An 18560-nucleotide genomic window follows, 5' to 3' on the forward strand; every position below is an offset into this window, starting at 1 on the left:
GCGTCGCCGTGTACACCGCCCTGACCCGGCACGCCGACACCCTGCGCGCCGCCGGGGACCCCCGCACCAAGGGCCAGCTCATGGCCGACGGCCTCGTCGAACGCACCACCGGCACCCCCGGCGGGATCACCGGAATCGAACTCCAGCTCATCATGACCGACCGCACCCTCCTCCAGAGCGACTCCGAACCCGCACGCCTCCCCGGCTACGGCATCGTCCCCGCCGGCTGGGCACGAAACATCCTCACCCACACCCCCAAAGGAAAACACCCGGTCAACGATGACGCGGCGTTCAACCTCTTCCTCCGCCGGCTCTACACCGCCCCCGGCACCGGGGACCTGATCGGCATGGACTCCCGCGCCCGGCTCTTCCCAACCGGGCTCCGCCGCTTCCTCCAGACCCGCGACGACACCTGCCGCACCCCCTACTGCGACGCCCCCATCCGCCACTACGACCACATCATCCCCTGGCACCACGGCGGCACCACCACCCGGACCAACGGCGCAGGACTCTGCGAAGCCTGCAACCACACCAAAGAAAACCCCGGCTGGACCGCCAAACCCCGCCCCGGGCCCGACGCCGCCTCCCACCACAGGCACACCATCGACCTCACCACCCCCACCGGCCACACCTACCACTCCACCGCCCCACCACTCCCAGGAACAGCACTCCCAGGAACACCACTCCCGGAAACACCGCCGCCGGGAATGAAGCTGCCGGGAACAGATCTGAACCGGACGAAGGCAGTGCGGGGGACGAAGGTGCCGGGAACGAAGGTGCGGAGATCAGGTCTGGGCCGAACGTCACCGGACCCGCCCCCGCCCCGCCGCCGCCGCCGCCGTCGCAACCACCACCGCCAACACAGCCAACGGGCCGAGATCCTCCGGAGCGCCAGCCGGGGCCGACAACAGCCTGACCACTGACGCCCCCAAACGCCCCGCCAGCAGCAACGCCAACAGCAACGCGGGGTCATATACGGCCCATGATCGGGTGCCGGATGGGCCGTATGTGACCCCGCGTTGCAGTCAGAAGCTTGTCCTCGCGCCGCAACCCTGCTGCCGCAACCCTGCTGCCGTCGTGCGGGTCCGGACGCAAGAAATCGTCGCCGTCGAACGCCTCAAGACGCAGGAAGCCGCCCGCTGATCAAAGTAATCAGCGGGCGGCTTGGAAAATCGGCGCGGGGGAGCCTGCGGCTGTCAGCGCGCAGTGGCCCCGGCGACCCCAGCCGGTTCGGCTGCGGAGCCTATACCCGTCGTCGCCCCCGGCTTGCGGAGCTGGGCACCTTCGACGTCCACGTCCGGCAGGAACCGGTCCAGCCAGCGCGGGAGCCACCAGGCCTTCTCGCCGAGCAGGTACATAACGGCCGGAACGATCGTCATCCGCACCACAAACGCGTCGATCAGCACGCCGAAGGCCATCGCGAAGCCCAGCGGCCGGACCATGTTCAGGTGCGAGAAGATGAAGCCCGAGAACACGCTGACCATGATGATCGCTGCCGCGGTGACCACCGCGGAGGCGTGGCTGAAGCCGGAGCGAACCGCGTGCTTGGCCGGTTCGCCGTGCATATACGCCTCACGCATGCCGGAGGCGATGAACACCTGGTAGTCCATGGCCAGGCCGAACAGCACACCGATCAGAATGATCGGCAGGAAGCTCAGCACGGCCCCCGGGTTCTCGACGCCGAAGATGGCCCCGAGCCAGCCCCACTGGTAAACCGCGACGACGGCGCCGAACGCGGCGGCGAGTGACAGCAGGAAGCCGCCGGTCGCCAGCAGCGGCACCCAGATGGAGCGGAACACGAGCAGCAGCAGGATCAGGGAGAGCCCCACCACAATCGCCAGGTACGGCGGCAGGGCGTCGCCGAGCTTGGTGGAGACGTCCACGTTGCCGGCAGTCTGGCCGGTGAGGCCGATGCTGACCCCGGTGGCGTCCTTGATCTGGCCCTTTTCGGCGCGCAGCTCGGAGACCACCTGGACGGTGCTGGCACTGGCGGGGCCTTCCTTCGGGATGACCTGGAACACTGCGGTGCGGCGGTCCGCGCTCACGGCCAGCGGGACGGCGGTGGCGACGTTCTTGGTGTCCCGGAGAATGTCGGCGACGTCGAGCTGTTTGGCCTGGGCCCCGGCTTCGCTGAGGCCGGACGGGAGGTCACCGACCACGATGATCGGTCCGGTCATGCCCTCGCCGAAGCTGCGCTTCGTGACGTCGTACGCCTTGAAGGCCTGCGAGGCGACCGGCTCGGAGCTGGCGTCCGGCAGCGCGAGCCGGAGCTGGCTGGCGGGCAGTGCCACGATGCCGAGTAATAGGACGCCGGCCAGCAGGGCCAGGACGGGGTGTCGCGTGACGAGTCCGCCCCAGCCGTGGCTGCCGCGGTACTCGTCCTTGGCCCGGTCCTCGGTCTCGTGGCCGGGGGCTGCGTTGTGCTTTTCGGCCTTGGCCCAGGCCCGTTTGGAGATGAGCCTCCGGCCCATGAGGGACAGGACAGCCGGCGTCAAAGTCAGGGCGACGACGACGGCGACAGCCACCGTGGCGGCCGCCGACAGGCCCATCACGGCCAGGAACGGCAGCCCCGGGACCACCAGGGCAGCCAGGGCGATGATAACCGTCAGGCCGGCGAAGAGCACGGCATTGCCGGAGGTGCCGGTGGCCAGCGCCACGGACTCCTCGGGATCCATGCCGCTGAGCAGCTGGCCGCGGTGCCGGTTGACGATGAACAACGAGTAGTCGATTCCGACCGCCAGGCCGAGCATCAGCGCCAGCATCGGGGAGATGGAGCTCATGTCGACGGCGCCGCTGAGGGCAAAGGTGCCGCCGACGCCGACGGCCACGCCGACGATCGCCATCAGCAGGGGAAGCCCGGCCGCAATCAGGGTGCCGAGCATGATGATCAGGACCAGGGCTGCGACGGCGATGCCGATGATCTCGGCGGCACCGAAGAGCTCGGAAATGTCCTCACTGATTTCTTTGCTGGGCAGGGCAGTGACGTTCGCGGAAGAGACTTCCTTGACGATGTCCTGGACTTCCTGGCGGACTGCGGGTTCGAGACCGTTGATGGAGGTCTTGAACTGGACCTGCGCGATGGCGGCCTTACCGTCCTCGGAGACGAAACGCAGCCCCGTCGAGGCCTCCAGCTGACGCTTGCCGAGTGCCATTTTCGTGGCGCCAGCCGCGAGGTCCTGGGTGCCGGCGTCGAGCTTTGCCTGACCTTCGGCGAGGGCCGCCTTCTGCTGGCCGAGCTGAGCGTCGACGGCGGCGGGCGACATCCCGGCGTCGGTCATCTGCTGTTCCGCGGCGGTCAGCCGGGCCTTGCCGGCCGCAAGCTCCGCGGCCGACTGGTCCAGCCGGGCCTTGCCGGCGGCTGCCTGCTGTTCACCGGCGGCAAGATCCGTGGCGGCCTTGTCCAGGCGGGCCTGGGTTTCGAAGGGATCAACCGTTCCCTGCACGTCCGGGAGTGCCTTGAGCTTGGCCAGGGCGGCGGACACGGCGTCCCTGCCGGCCTGGCTGAACTGGGCCTCGTCGGCTTCAAAGACAACGCTCGCGGAGCCGCCGGAAGAGGAAGGAAGCTCCTTCTTGAGCTTGTCCGCCATCTGCTGGGTCTCGGTGCCCGGGATCTGGAAGTTGTTGGAGAGTGTGCCGTGGAAGGCCACTGCCGCGCCGCCGACGGCCACCATAACGGCGAGCCACAGGGAGATCACGAGCCAGCGGTGTCGATAAGAGAATTTGCCGAGGCGGTAGAGCATCAGTGCCATGTCAGTGCCGTTCTGGGGAAGTAGTGGCCGGGGTGACCGGGGGAGCCGGGGCGGCGTCGGGGCTGGCGAAACCGGAGCCGAGGAGACTCATGGAATCGATGAGGAGTTGGCGCAGGGTGGCGAGGGAGCCGGCGGTGAGGTCGCCGCCGCAGCGGGCCAGCCAGAGATCCATGGCGGCCCGCCCGCACGCGATGACGGAGCCGGCCAGGGCGCGGAGGTAAAGTTCATCGATTTCCGTGCCCGGCGCGAAGCGTTCGCGGGCGGCCTCGATGATCTGTTCGGTGCAGTGGTCCCACGCCTCCAGCTCGGAGCGGCCCAGCTGGGGGTTGGCCTGGCCCAGGCTGTACAGCTCGGCGATCGGGGCTACAGCCATCGGTTCGGCGAGTTCAACGAGAGCCGCCCGGGCGGATTCCATAAAGGATTCGCCGGCCGGGCGCAGCCGGAACTGCTGCAGCGCGTTGTCCAGGAAACCGTGGGTCACCGAGGCGATGGCTGCTTCGGTGCTGCCGAAGTAGTTGAAGAAGGTGCGGCGGGAAATGCCGGCGGCGTCGGCGATGTCCTCGACCGTGAAGTTGCCGGGTCCGTTGGACCGGAGAAGAGTTAGGGCTGCGTCTGTGATGGCCTCGCGGGTGGCCGCTTTGTTGAGCTCACGGCGCGACGGTCCCTCGGGCTGGGCAGCGGGTGGGGCTCCGGGCAGGGCGCCGGGCGGGGTGTTGGACGGTGCCCCGGGCGGGATATTGAACGGTGCCCCGGACGGCACGTCGGGGACCGGGGGCGCGGATGCGCGGGGGGAAGAGGATATGGGCACGTATTTACACTACGTGCATTTTTGCACACAGGGCAACTTTTTCGCCGGGGGTAAAAACTGAGGGCAGACGCGGAGGGCAGACGCGGATACTGAGCGCCGGAGGGAAACTGCCGGGAGCAGACGTGGGGAGCAGACGCGGAGGGCAAATCAGGACAGCGGATCCGGCCGCAGATCAGCCCTAGCCTGGTCCGCCCCTGGCCCCGGACCGCGGCCGGAACCTGTGCCCGCCGCGGACTTCGTCAGGAAGACTGACTGTCCAGTGGCGCCCGGTTGGTTTTCCGCGAGCGGGATGGCGAAGACGGCCGTGCCGTAAGCACAGACCTCGGTCCAGGTGGTCCCCAGCTGCGAGCTGTCGAAGCGCATGGCAACGATGGCATTTGCCCCCCGCTGCTCCGCCTCGGTGACCATCCGGGCCATGACCTGTTGCCTGCTCTCATAGAGCATGCGGGTCATCTCCGGCAATTCCCCGCCGCCGATCGAACGGAAGCCGGCCATCACCTGCCCGCCGATGTCCCGGGCGCGGACAGTAAGCCCCATCACCTCGCCGAAAACGGCGTCGATCCGGTGGCCGGGGATGTCGTTGGAGGTTACGATCAGCATGACCCGAGCCTACCCACTCGCCGGCCCGCTGGGCCGAACACCATGCGGTAAATTGCCGCCCGTGAATCCGCCGTGAACCCGCCGGAACCAGTCCGGAAGCCGCCGGGAATCCGCCGTGAATCCGCCGTGAATCCACCCGGAACCTTTCACAGGAAGATGAAAGGTTCCGAACAGCTCCGCACGAACTCCGCGCAGCAGACTTGGACCACGTCTTGAAAGAGACCAACCACCACGACGGAGCCGTCACGCACGGCAGATCCAGGAGACATCAGATGTCACGTACGAAGAGAATCACGCTCGGCATGTCGGCCGCTGCACTGGCACTTGGCGCCGGCCTTGGGGTCACCGGGATGGCGTCCGCGGCCACCACTCCGAGCCCCAGCCCCAGTTCCACCGCTTCGCCGGACAGCTCCACCGGCTCCACACCCGGTGACGGCCAGGGCATGCGCGGCGGCCACGGACATAAGGGCGGGGAACGCGGCGGCCCCGGCGGCGTCCGGGCCGCCGAGCTGGCCACCAAACTCGGCGTGGACGAGGCCAAGCTGACCGAAGCACTCAAGGCATTCCGCGATGCCAACAAGCCGGCCACCCCGCCGGCTGACGGCACCAGGCCGGACCGTGCAGCCAGGGATGCGGCCCTCGCCAAATCGCTCGCATCCTCGCTGGGCATCGAGGAGTCCAAGGTCACCGCGGCTCTTGAGGAACTCCGCACCGCGGCCCAGACGGAACGTGCCGCCGCGCTGAAGACCAGGCTGGACAAGGCCGTCACCGACGGCACGCTGACCCAGTCGGAGGCCGACGCCGTCACCAAGGCCGTCGAAAAGGGCGTCATCGGCGGCGGCAGACACTAGGCCCGGCTTCATAGCCGGCGCAGAAAGAAGTCCCCGGGGGTTCCCGGGGACTTCTTCCGTGTGGTGTGTCAGGCTGGTGCGTCAGGCGAGGGCTATGCCTTGGCGGCGGCCAGTTCGCGGCCTTCGGGCGTCGCTCCGGCAGACGCAGCAGGCGCGGCAGTTGCGGGAGCGGAGGCAGCCGAGGGGTCGACGGCGGTGGTGCCGTCGTCGTCCGCGGTGTCGTCACTGAAAGGGTCACCGGTGCGCGGCGCGTTGTACAGCGACTCGTCCAGGATGCCATGGCGCTTGGCCACGATGGTGGGAACCAGGGCCTGCCCGGCCACGTTGACCGCAGTGCGGCCCATGTCCAGGATCGGGTCAATGGCCAGCAGGAGGCCGACGCCGGCCAGCGGCAGGCCCAGCGTGGAGAGCGTCAGGGTCAGCATCACGACTGCGCCGGTGGTGCCGGCGGTCGCGGCGGAGCCCAGCACGGAGACGAGGGCAATCAGCAGGTACTGGGTGAAGTCGAGCTGGATGCCGAAGAACTGGGCCACGAAGATGGCCGAGATGGCCGGGTAGATCGCGGCGCAGCCGTCCATCTTGGTGGTGGCCCCCAGCGGCACGGCGAACGAGGCGTAGGCGCGGGGGACGCCGAGGCTGCGCTCGGTCACGCGCTGGGTCAGCGGCAGGGTGCCCACCGAGGAGCGGGAGACGAAGGCCAGCTGAACGGCGGGCCAGACGCCGGAAAAGTACTGCCTGACGGACAGGCCGTGGGCGCGGACCAGGACCGGGTAGACCACGAACAGCACCAAGGCCAGGCCCACATAGATGGCGAAGGTGAACTTGCCGAGCGAGCCGATGGTGTCCCAGCCGTAGATCGCCACGGCGTTGCCGATCAGGCCGACGGTGCCGAGCGGGGCAATCCGGATGATCCACCAGAGGACCTTCTGGATCACGGCGAGGGCGGAGGCGTTGAGGTTCAGGAACGGCTCGGCGGCCTTGCCCACCTTCAGCGCTGCGATGCCGACGGCGATCGCGATCACCAGGATCTGGAGCACGTTGAAGCTCACGGCGGTGGTGGCGACGCCCTCGGTAACGGTGGTGGTGGCGCCGAGGCCCAGGAAGTTCTTCGGGAACAGGCCGGTCAGGAAGGCCCACCAGTCGCCGGACTTGCCGGCGTACTTGGCGTCCTGGCTGATGCCGGTGTTGGCGCCGGGCTGCAGCAGCACGCCCAGTCCGATGCCGATCAGGACGGCGATCAAGGAGGTGATGGCGAACCAGAGCAGCGTGTTCCAGGCCAGCCGGGCGGCATTGGAGACCGCGCGGAGGTTGGAGATGGAGCTGATGACGGCGGTGAAGATCAGCGGCACGACGGCGGTCTGCAGCAGGGAGACGTAGCTCGAGCCGATGGTCTGCAGCGTGGCGCCGAGGGCGTTGGGGCTCGCCTTGGTGCTGCCCGTGTACTTGGCCAGCAGGCCGAGTCCCAGGCCAACGATCAGGGCGGCGATGATCTGGAAGCCGAACGAGCCGGCCCACTTGGGCAGCTGGAAGCCGGGCTTCCCGGCGGGTGCGGGGGTGTTTCTCTGAGTGCTTGTCTGAGTGCTCACCAGAACACGCTAGGACCGGGCCGCCTAGCACGACGAACGGATGTTGAGAAATATGACGGGGCAGGATTTTATGTCGGGTCGCACAGTCCCGGGAAATACGCCGGAAGACTACCCGTTTGTGAAGTTATTCCAGCCCCCGGTGTGGCGATTGTCTCTTGAGGCGAGGCCCGGAGGCCGGGCATCCACGGCCCGGGGGAGCCCGCCGAGGTGAGACTTCGCGCCCATGTGCCGGGGCACGATGGGCGCGAAGTCTTACCTCGGCGAAGGGGATCGAGGGCCTACTCCAGCAGCGCGCGCTTGAGCGTGTCGAGGCCTACGGAGCCGATGTTGAGGGCCTTGGTGTGGAAGGCCTTCAGGTCGAAGCCGGGGCGGGATTCGAGCTCGGCGCGGATCTGCTCCCAGAGCCGCTGGCCCACCTTGTACGACGGCGCCTGGCCCGGCCAGCCGAGGTAACGGGTGAACTCGAATTTGAGCTGGCCTTCGCTGATCGCGAGGTTCTGCTTCAGGAACTCGTAGCCCTTGTCCGGGGTCCAGGTGCCGGAGCCCCAGCGCTCGGGCACCGCCAGCTCCAGGTGGACGCCGATGTCGAACACCACGCGGGCAGCCCGCATCCGTTGCATGTCCAGCATGCCCATGTGGTCACCCGGGTCCTTGAGGTAGCCCAGTTCCTGCATAAGCTTCTCCGCGTATAGCGCCCAGCCTTCGCCGTGCCCGGACGTCCAGCATGCGTTGCGGCGCCAGTTGTTGAGCAGCTCGCGGCGGTAGGTGGCGGTGGCGACCTGCAGGTGGTGGCCGGGGACCCCCTCGTGGAACACCGTGGTGGTCTCGGACCAGGTGGTGAAGGTGTCCTCGCCCGGCGGCACGGACCACCACATGCGGCCCGGCCGGCTGAAGTCGTCCGAGGGGCCGGTGTAGTAGATGCCGCCTTCCTGGGTGGGCGCGATCTTGCACTCCAGCGTCTTCATCACATCGGGGATGTCGAAGTGCACCCCGGCCAGCTCGGCCACAGCCTTGTCGGAGAGCTGCTGCATCCAGGCCCGGAGGGCGTCGGTGCCCTTGAGCTGGCGGGCGGGATCGCTGTTCAGGATCTCCTTGGCTTCCTCCACCGAAGCGCCGGGACGGATCTCGCCGGCCACGCGCTCCTGCTCGGCGATCAGGCGGTCCAGTTCCTGCACACCCCAGGCGTAGGTTTCCTCAAGGTCCACGGTGGCGCCGAGGAAGTCGCGGGAGGCCAGCGCGTAGCGCTCGCGGCCCACGGCGTCCTTTTCCGGGGCAGCCTGCAACAGCTCGGACTCCAGGAAGCCGGCGAGCCGGGAGTACGCAACCCGGGCGGCGGCAGCACCGGCGTCGAGCCTGGACTGCACCTCCGCCGGAAGCGGCCCGTCCGAGGTTTTTGCCTCGGCGGCCAGTTTCGCGAAGAAGCCGTCGTCCGCGGCGTGGTTGGTGGCCTGTTCGATCACGATCGACACCTGGCGGGCCGCGGCAATCCGGCCGTCCTTACGGGCCGAACGCAGCGACTCGATGTAGCCGTCGAGCGCGGACTGGACGTTCCGCGCGCGGCCCGCGATGTGGTCCCAATGCCCGGCGGTGTCCGTCGGCATGAGGTCGAAGATCGCGCGGATCTCCTGGGCGGGGGAGGCGATGTTGTTCAGCTGGGCCGCGTCCCAGCCCGATCCGTGGATTTCCAGCTGCAGGCCCAGGCGTTCGCGCATAGCGTCGAGGGTGACGGCGTCGACGTCGTCCGCCGGCTCCAGCCCGTCCAGCGCGGCCAGCGCCCCGCGCGCGGCGACGGCGAATTCCTCTTGTCCGGCGGGGGAGAAGTCCTGGTATTCGGTTTCGTGGCCGGGGAGCCCCAGCTCGGTGGCGAAGCTCGGATTGAGCCGGATCAGGGTGTCCGTGTAGGCATCGGCGACCGCGTCGATGGCCGTCTTCGGGCGCACAGGGGCAGTATTTTCAGTGGTTTCGGTAGTCACCCGAAAAAGACTAGCCGGGCGGCGCCGGATATGAAAGGGTTACTGAACTTTTCCCGCGGGACCCCCCGGACGCCGTGAAGCCTAGCCGCGGCTGCGCTTCCACGAGCCGGGGCCGGGCTTCGGCGCCAGCTGCAGTTGCTGCCGCCGGATCCAGTGCCGCGCTCCCGGCTTCTGGGGACTGGCGGGTTCGCCGCTGCCCAGGGCGAGGACGACGGCGGTCAGCGCCGCCAGTTCCTCCGCCGTCGGTTCGCCCTTGACGACAGAGAGCAGGATTTCGCCAGACGGCGCGGCCGGCTCCGCCCCCGGGGTGTCGACGGGCTCAGTGGAGGTCACAGCGGGATGTTTCCGTGCTTCTTGGCGGGCAGGCTGGCGCGCTTGTCGCGCAGGGCGCGCAGGCCCTTGATGATCTGCACCCGGGTCTCGGACGGGGCAATAACCGCATCCACGTAACCGAGCTGGGCGGCCTGGTAGGGGTTGAGGAGCTCATCCTCGTACTGCCGGATGACCTCGGAGCGCTTCGCCTCGACGTCGCCGCCGGACTCCGCCACCGCGGCGAGTTCGCGGCGGTACAGGATATTGACCGCGCCCTGGGCACCCATGACGCCGATCTGCGCGGTGGGCCAGGCCAAGTTGAGGTCGGCGCCGAGCTTTTTGGAGCCCATCACGATGTACGCTCCGCCATAGGCCTTGCGGGTGATGACAGTCAGCTTCGGCACGGTGGCCTCGGCGTAGGCGTAGAGCAGCTTCGCGCCGCGTCGGATGATGCCCTGGAACTCCTGGTCCTTGCCCGGCAGGAAACCCGGCACGTCCACCAGCGTGATGATGGGGACGTTGAAGGCGTCGCAGTGCCGCACGAAGCGGGCGGCCTTTTCCGACGCGGCGATGTCCAGGGTGCCGGCGAACTGGATCGGCTGGTTGGCCACGATGCCCACGGTGTGCCCCTCGATCCGGCCATAGCCGATCATCACGTTCGGGGCATAGAGGGACTGCATCTCAAGGAAGTGGGCGTCGTCCACGATCTGCCCGATGACCGTGCGCATGTCGTAGGGCTGGTTGGCGGAGTCCGGGATCAGCGTGTCAAGGGCGAGGTCGTCGTCGTCGAGCTCCAGCTCCTGGGTATGCTCCAGCACCGGAGCCTCGGCGAGGTTGTTGGAGGGCAGGAAGTCGAGCAGCTCGCGGACGAACTCGATCGCGTCGGCTTCGTCGGAGGCGAGGTAGGTGGAGGTACCCGTGTTCGCGTTGTGCTGGCGTGCGCCGCCGAGGGTCTCCATGTCCACGTCCTCGCCCGTGACGGTTTTGATGACGTCCGGGCCGGTGATGAACATGTGCGAGGTCTTGTCCACCATGACCACATAGTCGGTCAGGGCGGGGGAGTAGGCCGCGCCGCCGGCGGAGGGGCCCATGATGAGGGAAATCTGCGGGACCACTCCGGAGGCGTGGACGTTATTGCGGAAGATATCCGCGAACATCGCGAGCGAGGCTACGCCTTCCTGGATGCGGGCGCCGCCGCCGTCGAGGATGCCCACCACGGGGCAGCCGTTGCGAAGCGCGAATTCCTGGACCTTGACAATCTTCTCGCCGTTGACCTGGCTCAGCGAGCCGCCGTAAACCGAGAAGTCCTGGCTGTACACGGCCACCGGGCGGCCGTCGACGGTGCCGTAGCCGGAGACCAGGCCGTCGCCGAGCGGCTTCTTCTTCTCCATCCCAAACGCGGTGGAGCGGTGCACGGCCAGCGCGTCGAATTCGACGAAAGATCCGGCATCCAGCAGCAGGCCGATGCGCTCGCGGGCCGTGTTCTTGCCGCGTGAGTGCTGCTTCTCGATCGCTTCCGGGCCGGAGGGCTGCTCAGCACGGGACTGGCGGTCGCGGAAGTCTGCAATCTTTCCCGCAGTCGTGGTCAGATCGTGGCTCATCAAGTGTCTCCGGCTCTGTCGCTGATTGTCCTGGGCTGGTACTTCTGAGGTTCGCTGGCCCTGTCCCGCGTGGCGGTTTAGCTGGAATCCACAAAAGCAAGGCCTTGATGGCAAGTCTAATGACGCTATTGGCCCATACCGCTGTAGAAAACCTACAATATTCGCGCCGAGTCTCGCCGTGACCGCGATGGGCGGAAGTGTAGTTCGGTGGTGCTAGCTCGTGTGCAGAGTGGTGGTGCAAGCCCGTGCGGTGGGTGGCGGCGTAGCCCGTGCGGTGGATGGCTGAGTAACCCGTGGCGGTGAGAAATGTTACTCGTCGGTAACATGAGTCCGCTAGAGTGTGTCCATGACTTCGAGCAATGATGCTGCGGGCACCGCCCCTTCCTCCCAGCAACCAGGGCCGTACCAGGCGGCCGGTTCCCTCCATGGCCGCACCATCCTCATCTCCGGGGGAAGCCGCGGGATCGGACTGGCGATTGCCACCCGGGCCGCGCGCGATGGCGCCAATATCGTCCTGATGGCCAAGACCGGCCAGCCGAACGCCAGGCTGGAAGGAACGGTCTACTCCGCCGCCGAGCAGATTGAGGCGGCCGGCGGCCAGGCACTGCCGCTGGTAGGGGATGTGCGCAACGACGACGACGTGGCCGGCGCGGTTGCCGCCGCGATGGAACGCTTCGGCGGGATCGACATCGTCATCAACAATGCCTCCGCGATCGATCTGTCCACGACGGACGCAGTGGACATGAAACGCTACGACCTGATGCAGGACATCAACGTCCGCGGCACCTTCCTGCTCTCCAAGCTCGCCCTGCCGGCACTGCGTGAATCCGACGCCGGTCAGATCCTGACACTGTCCCCGCCGCTGAATCTGGACCCCAAATGGGCCGGCCTGCACCTGGCATACACCATGGCCAAGTACGGCATGAGCCTGACCACCCTTGGCCTCGCCGAGGAACTCAAGGTCGACGGCATCAACGTCAACTCGCTGTGGCCCTGCACCCTGGTCAACACGGCCGCCATCCGGAACATGCCGGGCGGGGACATGATGGTCAAGGGCGCCCGCGGCCCCGAGATCATGGCGGACGCCGCGCATGCCGTGCTGACCGCCAGCAACGCGATCCCCGAATCGGGCAGCTGGAGCGGAAACTTCTACACCGACGAGCAGGTCCTGGCCGCAGCCGGCGTCACCGACTTCACCCCCTACAGCCTGGGCGCCCCGGAGAACCGGCTGGTGCCTGACATTTTCCTCTGAGTCTCCTGCGGATCGGGGCGCCCGGCCCACCCGGCCGGGACTACCGGAGCCGTGACTCGGTAGGATTCAAAGCATGGAAGCCGCGCAGGTAACACCGGAACGTCCGCCCCTTGACCTGAATGCCCTCAGCGATGAGGTGTTTCTCTCCGCCAACGGCATTCCGCGGCTCACAGTGGTGGAGACCACCGGATCCACCAACGCGGATCTGCTGCGTGGGGTTACCGAGGACCCCCGCGCGTACCCGGACCTCACCGTGCTCGCCGCCGAATACCAGAACGCAGCCCGCGGCCGGCTGGACCGCCGCTGGGAAGCGCCGGCGCGCAGCTCCGTCTCCGTCTCGCTGGTGCTCCGGCCGCTCAATGCCGAAGGCCGGCCGCTGCCCACGCAGAGCTATTCCTGGCTTTCGCTACTCGCGGCGCTTGCCCTGCGCGAGGCGCTTCTGGAGACGGCAGGCCTCCCGGCCGAGCTCAAATGGCCCAACGACGTGCTGGTCCGCGGCAAAAAGATCGCCGGAATCCTCGCCCAGCTTGGACCGCTGGAGGGCGGCGCCGTACCGCCCATCGTGCTGGGCACCGGCCTGAACGTGACGCTCACCGCGGCCGAACTGCCGGTACCCACCGCCACTTCCGTGCTCCTGGAACATCCGACGACGGCGGACCGGACCGCGCTGCTGAAGAGCTACCTCTCCCGTTTCGCCACGCTCTACCGCAGTTTCTGCAACGCCGACGGCGACCCCACCGCGGGGATGGCCGGCGGCCCCTCGCTGCACAAGCGCGTCGAGCATCTGCTGACGACGCTCGGCAAGCAGGTGCGCGCCCAGCTTCCCGGCGACCATGAAATCATCGGCCACGCCACGCGCCTGGACGATTACGGCTCCCTCATGGTGGTAGACGCCGCGGGCCACGAACATGTGGTGACCGCCGGCGACGTGGTGCACCTGCGCCCCTGGACCCCGCCGGGTGACAGCGCCGCCACGGGCAGTAGCGGTGGCAACAGCGCCGGCAGCCAGACTCCAGACGGCGCCGAAAGCGGCTATGCGTAAAGAGCTCCTCCCGGGCGAGCAGGTGATTGTGGTGACCCGGCCGCAGCCCCGGACCCTGATTGTCCCGGCGCTGCTGTTCATCGTTGTTCCCGCCCTGGCCGCCTATGCCTGCGCCTGGATTGTGAAGGGCGGCCCCGCCAAGCTGGTCCCGCTCATCACGAAGGAGTGGACGCCGTGGCTGATCGGAGCCTGCGTGGCTCTGGCAGCCTGGGTGCTGCTGGGTTACTGCCTGCCGCGGGCCATGACCTGGCACGCCACCCGGTACACACTGACCAGCCAACGATTAGTTGCCCGATACGGCATGTTAAGGCGTCGCGATCAGCAGATTTCGCTGGCCGCGGTCCGGAACGTGGACATCCACCAGTCGTTGCTCCAACGGGTAATGCGCTCCGGGAATATATCCTTGGATACCGGGTACCCCGCCGGGACGGTGGTCCCCGACGTCCCGGAAGCCGCGACGTTCCGAAACTTCATCCTTGACGCCGTCGATGACCTCCCGCAGGAGGCCCGGGGAGCCGAGGGCATAGTGCACAACCCCGATGCGGCGTGGCCGTGGGAGACGAGAGAAGGTGGAAGAGATGAGCGCTGAGAACGTCCACCATAGGACCGGTCTCCTGGCCGAAGAACCGTCGCAGGTTCCGGACGCCGTCGTCGAGACCGCCAGCCTCGAAGCAGCCGTCCTCGACTCCGTGGCCGCCTCCGCGGCTGCGGCAGAGTCCATGGCCGGGACCGGGAGCGCCGCCGAACCGGGCCCGCCGCCGGATGTGGAACCCGCTGCCCACTCCGCCGACGCCGTTGGGACGGACTTGGAGCCGTCCGACGCCGACGCCGACGCCGGCGATGCGGCGCAACCGGTTCCCGCCGTCGTGCCCCCCACCGGGACGATGTCGGCCGAACGCTTTGCGTTGAGGGCCCTCGAGCACCGGCTGCTGGGCGGGGAGCGCAAGCTTCGCCGCCGCGAAGTGGCCGCCGGTGCGGGGCTGTCCCTGCTGTCGGCCCGGAAACTGTGGCGGGCCCTGGGCTTTCCGAACATCGGCGATGAGGACGTTGCCTTCACCGAACGGGACCAGGCCGCGCTGAATACCGTGGTGGGCCCGGTCCGTGCCGGCAAGCTCACCGAGGAAGCCGCGATTTCCGTCACCCGCGCCATCGGCCAGATGACGGACCGCATGGTGGTGTGGCAGATCGAGGCCCTTGTGGAGGACATGGTCCACCAGCAGGGCGTCACCGACGCCGAGGCCCGCAAGCGGCTGGTCAGCGAGCTGCCGACGCTGGTGGACGCGCTCGAGGAAATCCTGGTCTACTCCTGGCGCCGCCAGCTCAACGCCGGGGTCCAGCGCCTGGCCGTGCGCGCCGAGGCCGGTCTGGCGTCCAGCGAGGAAGGCCGCGAGGGGGACGAGGACGACGCCCCACTGCCGCTGGCACGGGCTGTGGGCTTTGCGGACCTGGTCTCCTACACCAGCCTGTCGCGCCGGATGAACGAGAAGACGCTCGCCCAGCTGGTGCAGCGCTTCGAGAACACGTGCGCCGAGATCATCTCGGTCGGCGGCGGACGCCTCGTAAAAACGGTGGGCGACGAAGTCCTCTACATCGCCGAGACGCCGGCGGCCGGTGCCGAGATCTCGCTGGCCCTGTGCCAGGCCTTCACCGAGGACGAGATCCTCCCCGAGGCCCGCGTCGCGATGGTCTGGGGCCGCATCCTCTCGCGCTTGGGTGACATTTACGGCCCCACCGTGAACCTGGCCGCGCGGCTCACCGCCTTGGCCGATCCGGGGACGGTGCTGGTGGACTCGATGACCGCCGCCGCGCTGGAAAAGGACGAACGCTTCGTCCTGCTGCCGCGACCGGCGGAGGACGTCCGCGGCTTCGGCGAAATCCATCCGGTCCAGCTCCTGCGCGGCAGCGGCCGCGGCCTGGTCCTGGACTAGCCGCCCGGGTGTAACGGTCTGGCCGTGCTGTGGAAGTTTGCGCACGCCGAATCCTGCTCCTGCTTGGGTGAACTCCGTGTGTCTCGCTGGTCCCGCGTCGATAGCAGGCAGTGGCGACAAACCGGCGGTAAGCAGCGCCGTTGCCGCCCTGGCTCCGATTGCGGCAACCACTTGTCGTGGAGTGAGCATGGAGGTTCCTCACACTGAATGCCTTGTTGGGACGGTTTCGGGGGTGTCATAGGTCTGCAGCTGGCGCAGTCAGGCTGGAATCATCATGTCGGGCCGGCAATCGACTGGTGATAGGCGTCAGTTTCTCAAATTGATTGCGGTTGAGATGGCGATCGCGCTCCCGGCGGAGGCCGCAGCAGCAGCGCGGTTCATCGCGAGACTGACTGCCTCGGCTGCCCAGTTGCCGCTCTCAAGTTCCTTGCCGCGCGTGTAGACGTTGCCTGACCACGTGATGCGCGGATCGAATTGAGGCAGCGTGCCAGTCGACGACAAAAGTGCAGCCAGAGCGGCGGTGCGGGCGTCCGTTTCCGCACCATCCTCGAGCACGGCACGCATCGACTCCAACAAGGCGGCTTCGTACTGCGGGTTGTCCGCGGGCATCCTCATTGTGGGAAAAAGCCCCAGAAAGCGCTTGGGCTCACGTCGGAGGAAGGCACGGCCGAGGAGCCGGTCGAGAACCTGCCCGCGGAGGTCGCACTTTCCGCATAGCCCCTCCGCTGACGAGCACGGAGCGCGAGATCGCCTTGGGCCTCGAAATGCTCGACCAGGCGATCGGGGAGGTCGTTGCGGGACGCTGACGGACGGGTTCGGAACGCTCTCTGTACAGCTAGGCCGGACGTCCGCGCAATTCGGCAGCGAACGGCTGGTGGAAGCCGGTCCGGTGACGTCGTTTCGGATTGCCCCGGCACCGCCAGAAGTGTCGGCGACCCCGCCCCCATCCAGCGGGTGCTCCTGCGCGGATCAGGGTGTCGCCGGTGGCGTTCCCGCTCATCCACTCTACGAGGGTGTCGCGCTCACGATTGTTGAGTACATCCCCGCTAGGGATCACTTCAAGATTTGCGGTGAACGCTGCCGGGGTAGTGGTATCCGCTGTGCTCCCGGGACTGATCTCATTCAGCGCGGACTCGACGTTGACGGGGTCCGTCGGGTCATCACCGATCTGACGCAGCGCGGTGCCCAGCGCCCGCGGACCCCCGAGCTTCTCCAGCAGCAGGTTCAGCGCGGTGTTGTCGCTTTCGCGGACCGCCGCCTCTGCGAGCTGGTCCGAAGTCAGACCGGTCCCGACGTGCTCGCTGGTCACCGGCGAGTATCCCGCGGCGCGCAGGTGGTCCTCGGTCCAGTGCACTCACGTCGCTCGCTCCCCGGGGGTGATGGTCCTGAGAAGTGTCGCCGCGGCGAGGCACTTAATGGTCGAGGCGTACCCGAACCGCTCATCGGCGCGATACTCGAGCGTTCGATCGGTGCCGGAGCGACGGCCCCCCGGGTGGTGGAGAGGGTGCGCATTGATGCTCCTGAGTTGAGAGATGCGGATTGGCTCATGTCGAGCACCTGCAGGGGCGGGGTTACATGCTGCAGCGCGCGTCGACGGGTGCCGTGATATCGATGCGGTCAGCGTATTGCTGCCCCTGGCCGAGCGTCAGGCCGCGCCCGCCGCCGCGATGATTAGTGGCTGCAGGAATTCGGGTACCTGCCCTACGAGGTCATGGAATCCGGCGATCAGATTGCTGATGGGGTTGGGCATTCGTGCCCCGGGCGTGCTGGTGGCGGTTGGTGTCAGTCCTCGCGTGGGGCGGGCAGGGCGGCGTCGAGCGCGGTTTCCAGGGCATTGAGCTGCTCGGTCGCCCCTGTGTTGATGAGGTGCGCGCGGTACATTACCTCCAGCTGGGCCGGGTTATAAAGATCCCGCAGCGCCGCCACCATCGTGTTTTCGGCGAAAGCGGCGCCCCGCGGCGCTTTAGAACCGGGATCCCGGAGCAGCGGGTACTCTTCGTGGCTTCGGTTTATCACCGGGGCGAGAAGCTCGCCGAGCCGCCGGCGGGTGGCGCGGTCAGCGTCGGCCGAGAGCTTCTGGAACTCGTCGTCCGCGCCTGTCCGCGGCTCATTTTGGATCATCCGCTTCAGTTCGTTCGTGGTCGATTCGTCGAAGACTCGTGAGTAGATCATGACGAGCGACCGGTCGGCGTCGGAAAGCTCACCCGCGACCTCGCTGAATCCTGCTGGCAATTCGGCCGGGGCGCGATGCCGAAGTATCAGGGCGAGTTCGCCGCGGATCCGCTGCAGCCGCCCGACCGTGGCCTCGAGTTCAGCATCCAACACACGGATCGCCTCGTCGGCGCGACCCAATGACGCGATTTGCGCGAGCGGCACACCCAGCTCGACGAGCCGTGTGATCTGCAGCAGGCGCAGGAGGTGCGCAACCTGGTACTGCTTGTACCCGTTCGTCCTGCGCTCGGGCTCGTCGAGGAGACCGAACTTGTGGTAATGCCGGACGGCTTTGATGGTGGTGCCCGCGAGATCCGCAAGCTGGCTGGTGCTCCACGCCATGATTTGTTCCTCTCGATCAATCGGCGAACGGCCGATATCCATGATCCAAGACCATGCCCTCGGGGCACAGTCCAGCCGTTCGCTCGGACATCGCTCGACACCAGCAATTCCGGGGATTGACCCGGCCCCAGGGCATGGTGTCTACTCCGTCGGAACGTCAACTACAACTATGCAGACTCGGTGCCTAGGAGAAATCAGTGAGATCACGTCGAGCCCGGTCGATACTCGTGGTGGTGGCAGCGCCGCTGCTAATGGTGGGATAAAGGTGTCCCGACACCGCAGTAGGCAATCGGCGGGGAGTCCTC

General features: G+C 67.6%; 16 protein-coding genes. 6 read left to right on the top strand and 10 right to left on the bottom strand.

Annotation, left to right across the window (positions count from 1 at the left end; genetic code table 11):
• Positions 1 to 923, top strand: a 923-nt coding sequence (locus RCH07_RS07090; protein WP_326966760.1) for an HNH endonuclease, incomplete at its 5' end; no start/stop codon positions are given.
• 273 nt (positions 924 to 1196) lie between these two features.
• Here the strand turns inward: RCH07_RS07090 and RCH07_RS07095 are convergent.
• The 3 genes from RCH07_RS07095 to RCH07_RS07105 all read right to left on the bottom strand — a co-directional run bounded on the left by RCH07_RS07095 (position 1197) and on the right by RCH07_RS07105 (position 5157).
• A complete protein-coding gene (locus tag RCH07_RS07095; protein ID WP_326966761.1) occupies positions 1197 to 3749 on the bottom strand; it encodes an MMPL family transporter in 2553 nt (850 codons plus the stop codon).
• Position 3750: 1 nt separating this feature from the next.
• Positions 3751 to 4446, bottom strand: coding sequence for a TetR/AcrR family transcriptional regulator (locus RCH07_RS07100; protein WP_326966831.1), 696 nt, complete (start codon positions 4444 to 4446; stop codon positions 3751 to 3753).
• Between the two features lie 258 nt (positions 4447 to 4704).
• On the bottom strand, positions 4705 to 5157 hold the full coding sequence (locus tag RCH07_RS07105) for a YbjQ family protein (protein WP_326966762.1): 453 nt from the start codon (positions 5155 to 5157) through the stop codon (positions 4705 to 4707).
• Between the two features lie 272 nt (positions 5158 to 5429).
• On the opposite strand from RCH07_RS07105, the gene RCH07_RS07110 reads away from it, so the two are divergent.
• A complete protein-coding gene (locus tag RCH07_RS07110; RefSeq protein WP_326966763.1) occupies positions 5430 to 6008 on the top strand; it encodes a hypothetical protein in 579 nt (192 codons plus the stop codon).
• 92 nt (positions 6009 to 6100) lie between these two features.
• Here the strand turns inward: RCH07_RS07110 and RCH07_RS07115 are convergent, their stop codons facing one another.
• From RCH07_RS07115 to RCH07_RS07130, 4 genes are all read right to left on the bottom strand, one after another.
• The gene (locus tag RCH07_RS07115) at positions 6101 to 7594 is read right to left on the bottom strand and encodes a dicarboxylate/amino acid:cation symporter (protein WP_326966764.1); all 1494 of its coding nucleotides are present in this window, start codon (positions 7592 to 7594) and stop codon (positions 6101 to 6103) included.
• Positions 7595 to 7872: 278 nt separating this feature from the next.
• Positions 7873 to 9567: a DUF885 domain-containing protein gene (locus tag RCH07_RS07120; RefSeq protein WP_326966765.1), complete on the bottom strand. Its 1695-nt coding sequence runs from the start codon at positions 9565 to 9567 to the stop codon at positions 7873 to 7875.
• Positions 9568 to 9648: 81 nt separating this feature from the next.
• Positions 9649 to 9900, bottom strand: a complete 252-nt coding sequence (locus RCH07_RS07125) for an acyl-CoA carboxylase subunit epsilon (RefSeq protein ID WP_326966766.1) — start codon at positions 9898 to 9900, stop codon at positions 9649 to 9651.
• On the bottom strand, positions 9897 to 11480 hold the full coding sequence (locus RCH07_RS07130; protein ID WP_326966767.1) for an acyl-CoA carboxylase subunit beta: 1584 nt from the start codon (positions 11478 to 11480) through the stop codon (positions 9897 to 9899). The genes RCH07_RS07125 and RCH07_RS07130 overlap by 4 nt, the downstream gene beginning before the upstream one ends.
• Before the next feature lie 346 nt (positions 11481 to 11826).
• Here RCH07_RS07130 and RCH07_RS07135 point away from each other — a divergent pair, with 346 nt between their 5' ends.
• The 4 genes from RCH07_RS07135 (at position 11827) to RCH07_RS07150 (ending at position 15702) form a co-directional block, all read left to right on the top strand.
• Complete coding sequence (locus RCH07_RS07135) at positions 11827 to 12732, top strand: SDR family oxidoreductase (RefSeq protein WP_326966768.1); 906 nt, start codon at positions 11827 to 11829, stop codon at positions 12730 to 12732.
• 73 nt (positions 12733 to 12805) lie between these two features.
• Positions 12806 to 13774 carry a biotin--[acetyl-CoA-carboxylase] ligase gene (locus RCH07_RS07140; RefSeq protein ID WP_326966769.1) on the top strand — a complete coding sequence of 323 codons (969 nt, stop codon included), beginning with the start codon at positions 12806 to 12808 and terminating at the stop codon, positions 13772 to 13774.
• On the top strand, positions 13767 to 14363 hold the full coding sequence (locus tag RCH07_RS07145) for a PH domain-containing protein (RefSeq protein WP_326966770.1): 597 nt from the start codon (positions 13767 to 13769) through the stop codon (positions 14361 to 14363). Before RCH07_RS07140 ends, RCH07_RS07145 begins: the two co-directional genes overlap by 8 nt.
• Positions 14353 to 15702: an adenylate/guanylate cyclase domain-containing protein gene (locus tag RCH07_RS07150; RefSeq protein WP_326966771.1), complete on the top strand. Its 1350-nt coding sequence runs from the start codon at positions 14353 to 14355 to the stop codon at positions 15700 to 15702. Before RCH07_RS07145 ends, RCH07_RS07150 begins: the two co-directional genes overlap by 11 nt.
• A gap of 306 nt (positions 15703 to 16008) precedes the next feature.
• Here the strand turns inward: RCH07_RS07150 and RCH07_RS07155 are convergent, their stop codons facing one another.
• The 3 genes from RCH07_RS07155 to RCH07_RS07165 form a co-directional block, all read right to left on the bottom strand.
• Positions 16009 to 16653, bottom strand: coding sequence for a GOLPH3/VPS74 family protein (locus RCH07_RS07155; protein ID WP_326966832.1), 645 nt, complete (start codon positions 16651 to 16653; stop codon positions 16009 to 16011).
• Positions 16538 to 17056, bottom strand: a complete 519-nt coding sequence (locus tag RCH07_RS07160; protein WP_326966772.1) for a serine hydrolase — start codon at positions 17054 to 17056, stop codon at positions 16538 to 16540. Before RCH07_RS07160 ends, RCH07_RS07155 begins: the two co-directional genes overlap by 116 nt.
• A gap of 428 nt (positions 17057 to 17484) precedes the next feature.
• Positions 17485 to 18297 carry a MerR family transcriptional regulator gene (locus RCH07_RS07165; protein WP_326966773.1) on the bottom strand — a complete coding sequence of 271 codons (813 nt, stop codon included), beginning with the start codon at positions 18295 to 18297 and terminating at the stop codon, positions 17485 to 17487.
• Positions 18298 to 18560: the final 263 nt, after the last annotated feature.

The sequence above is a fragment of the Arthrobacter sp. CG_A4 genome, assembly GCF_035985125.1.
Classification (GTDB): Bacteria; Actinomycetota; Actinomycetes; order Actinomycetales; family Micrococcaceae; genus Arthrobacter.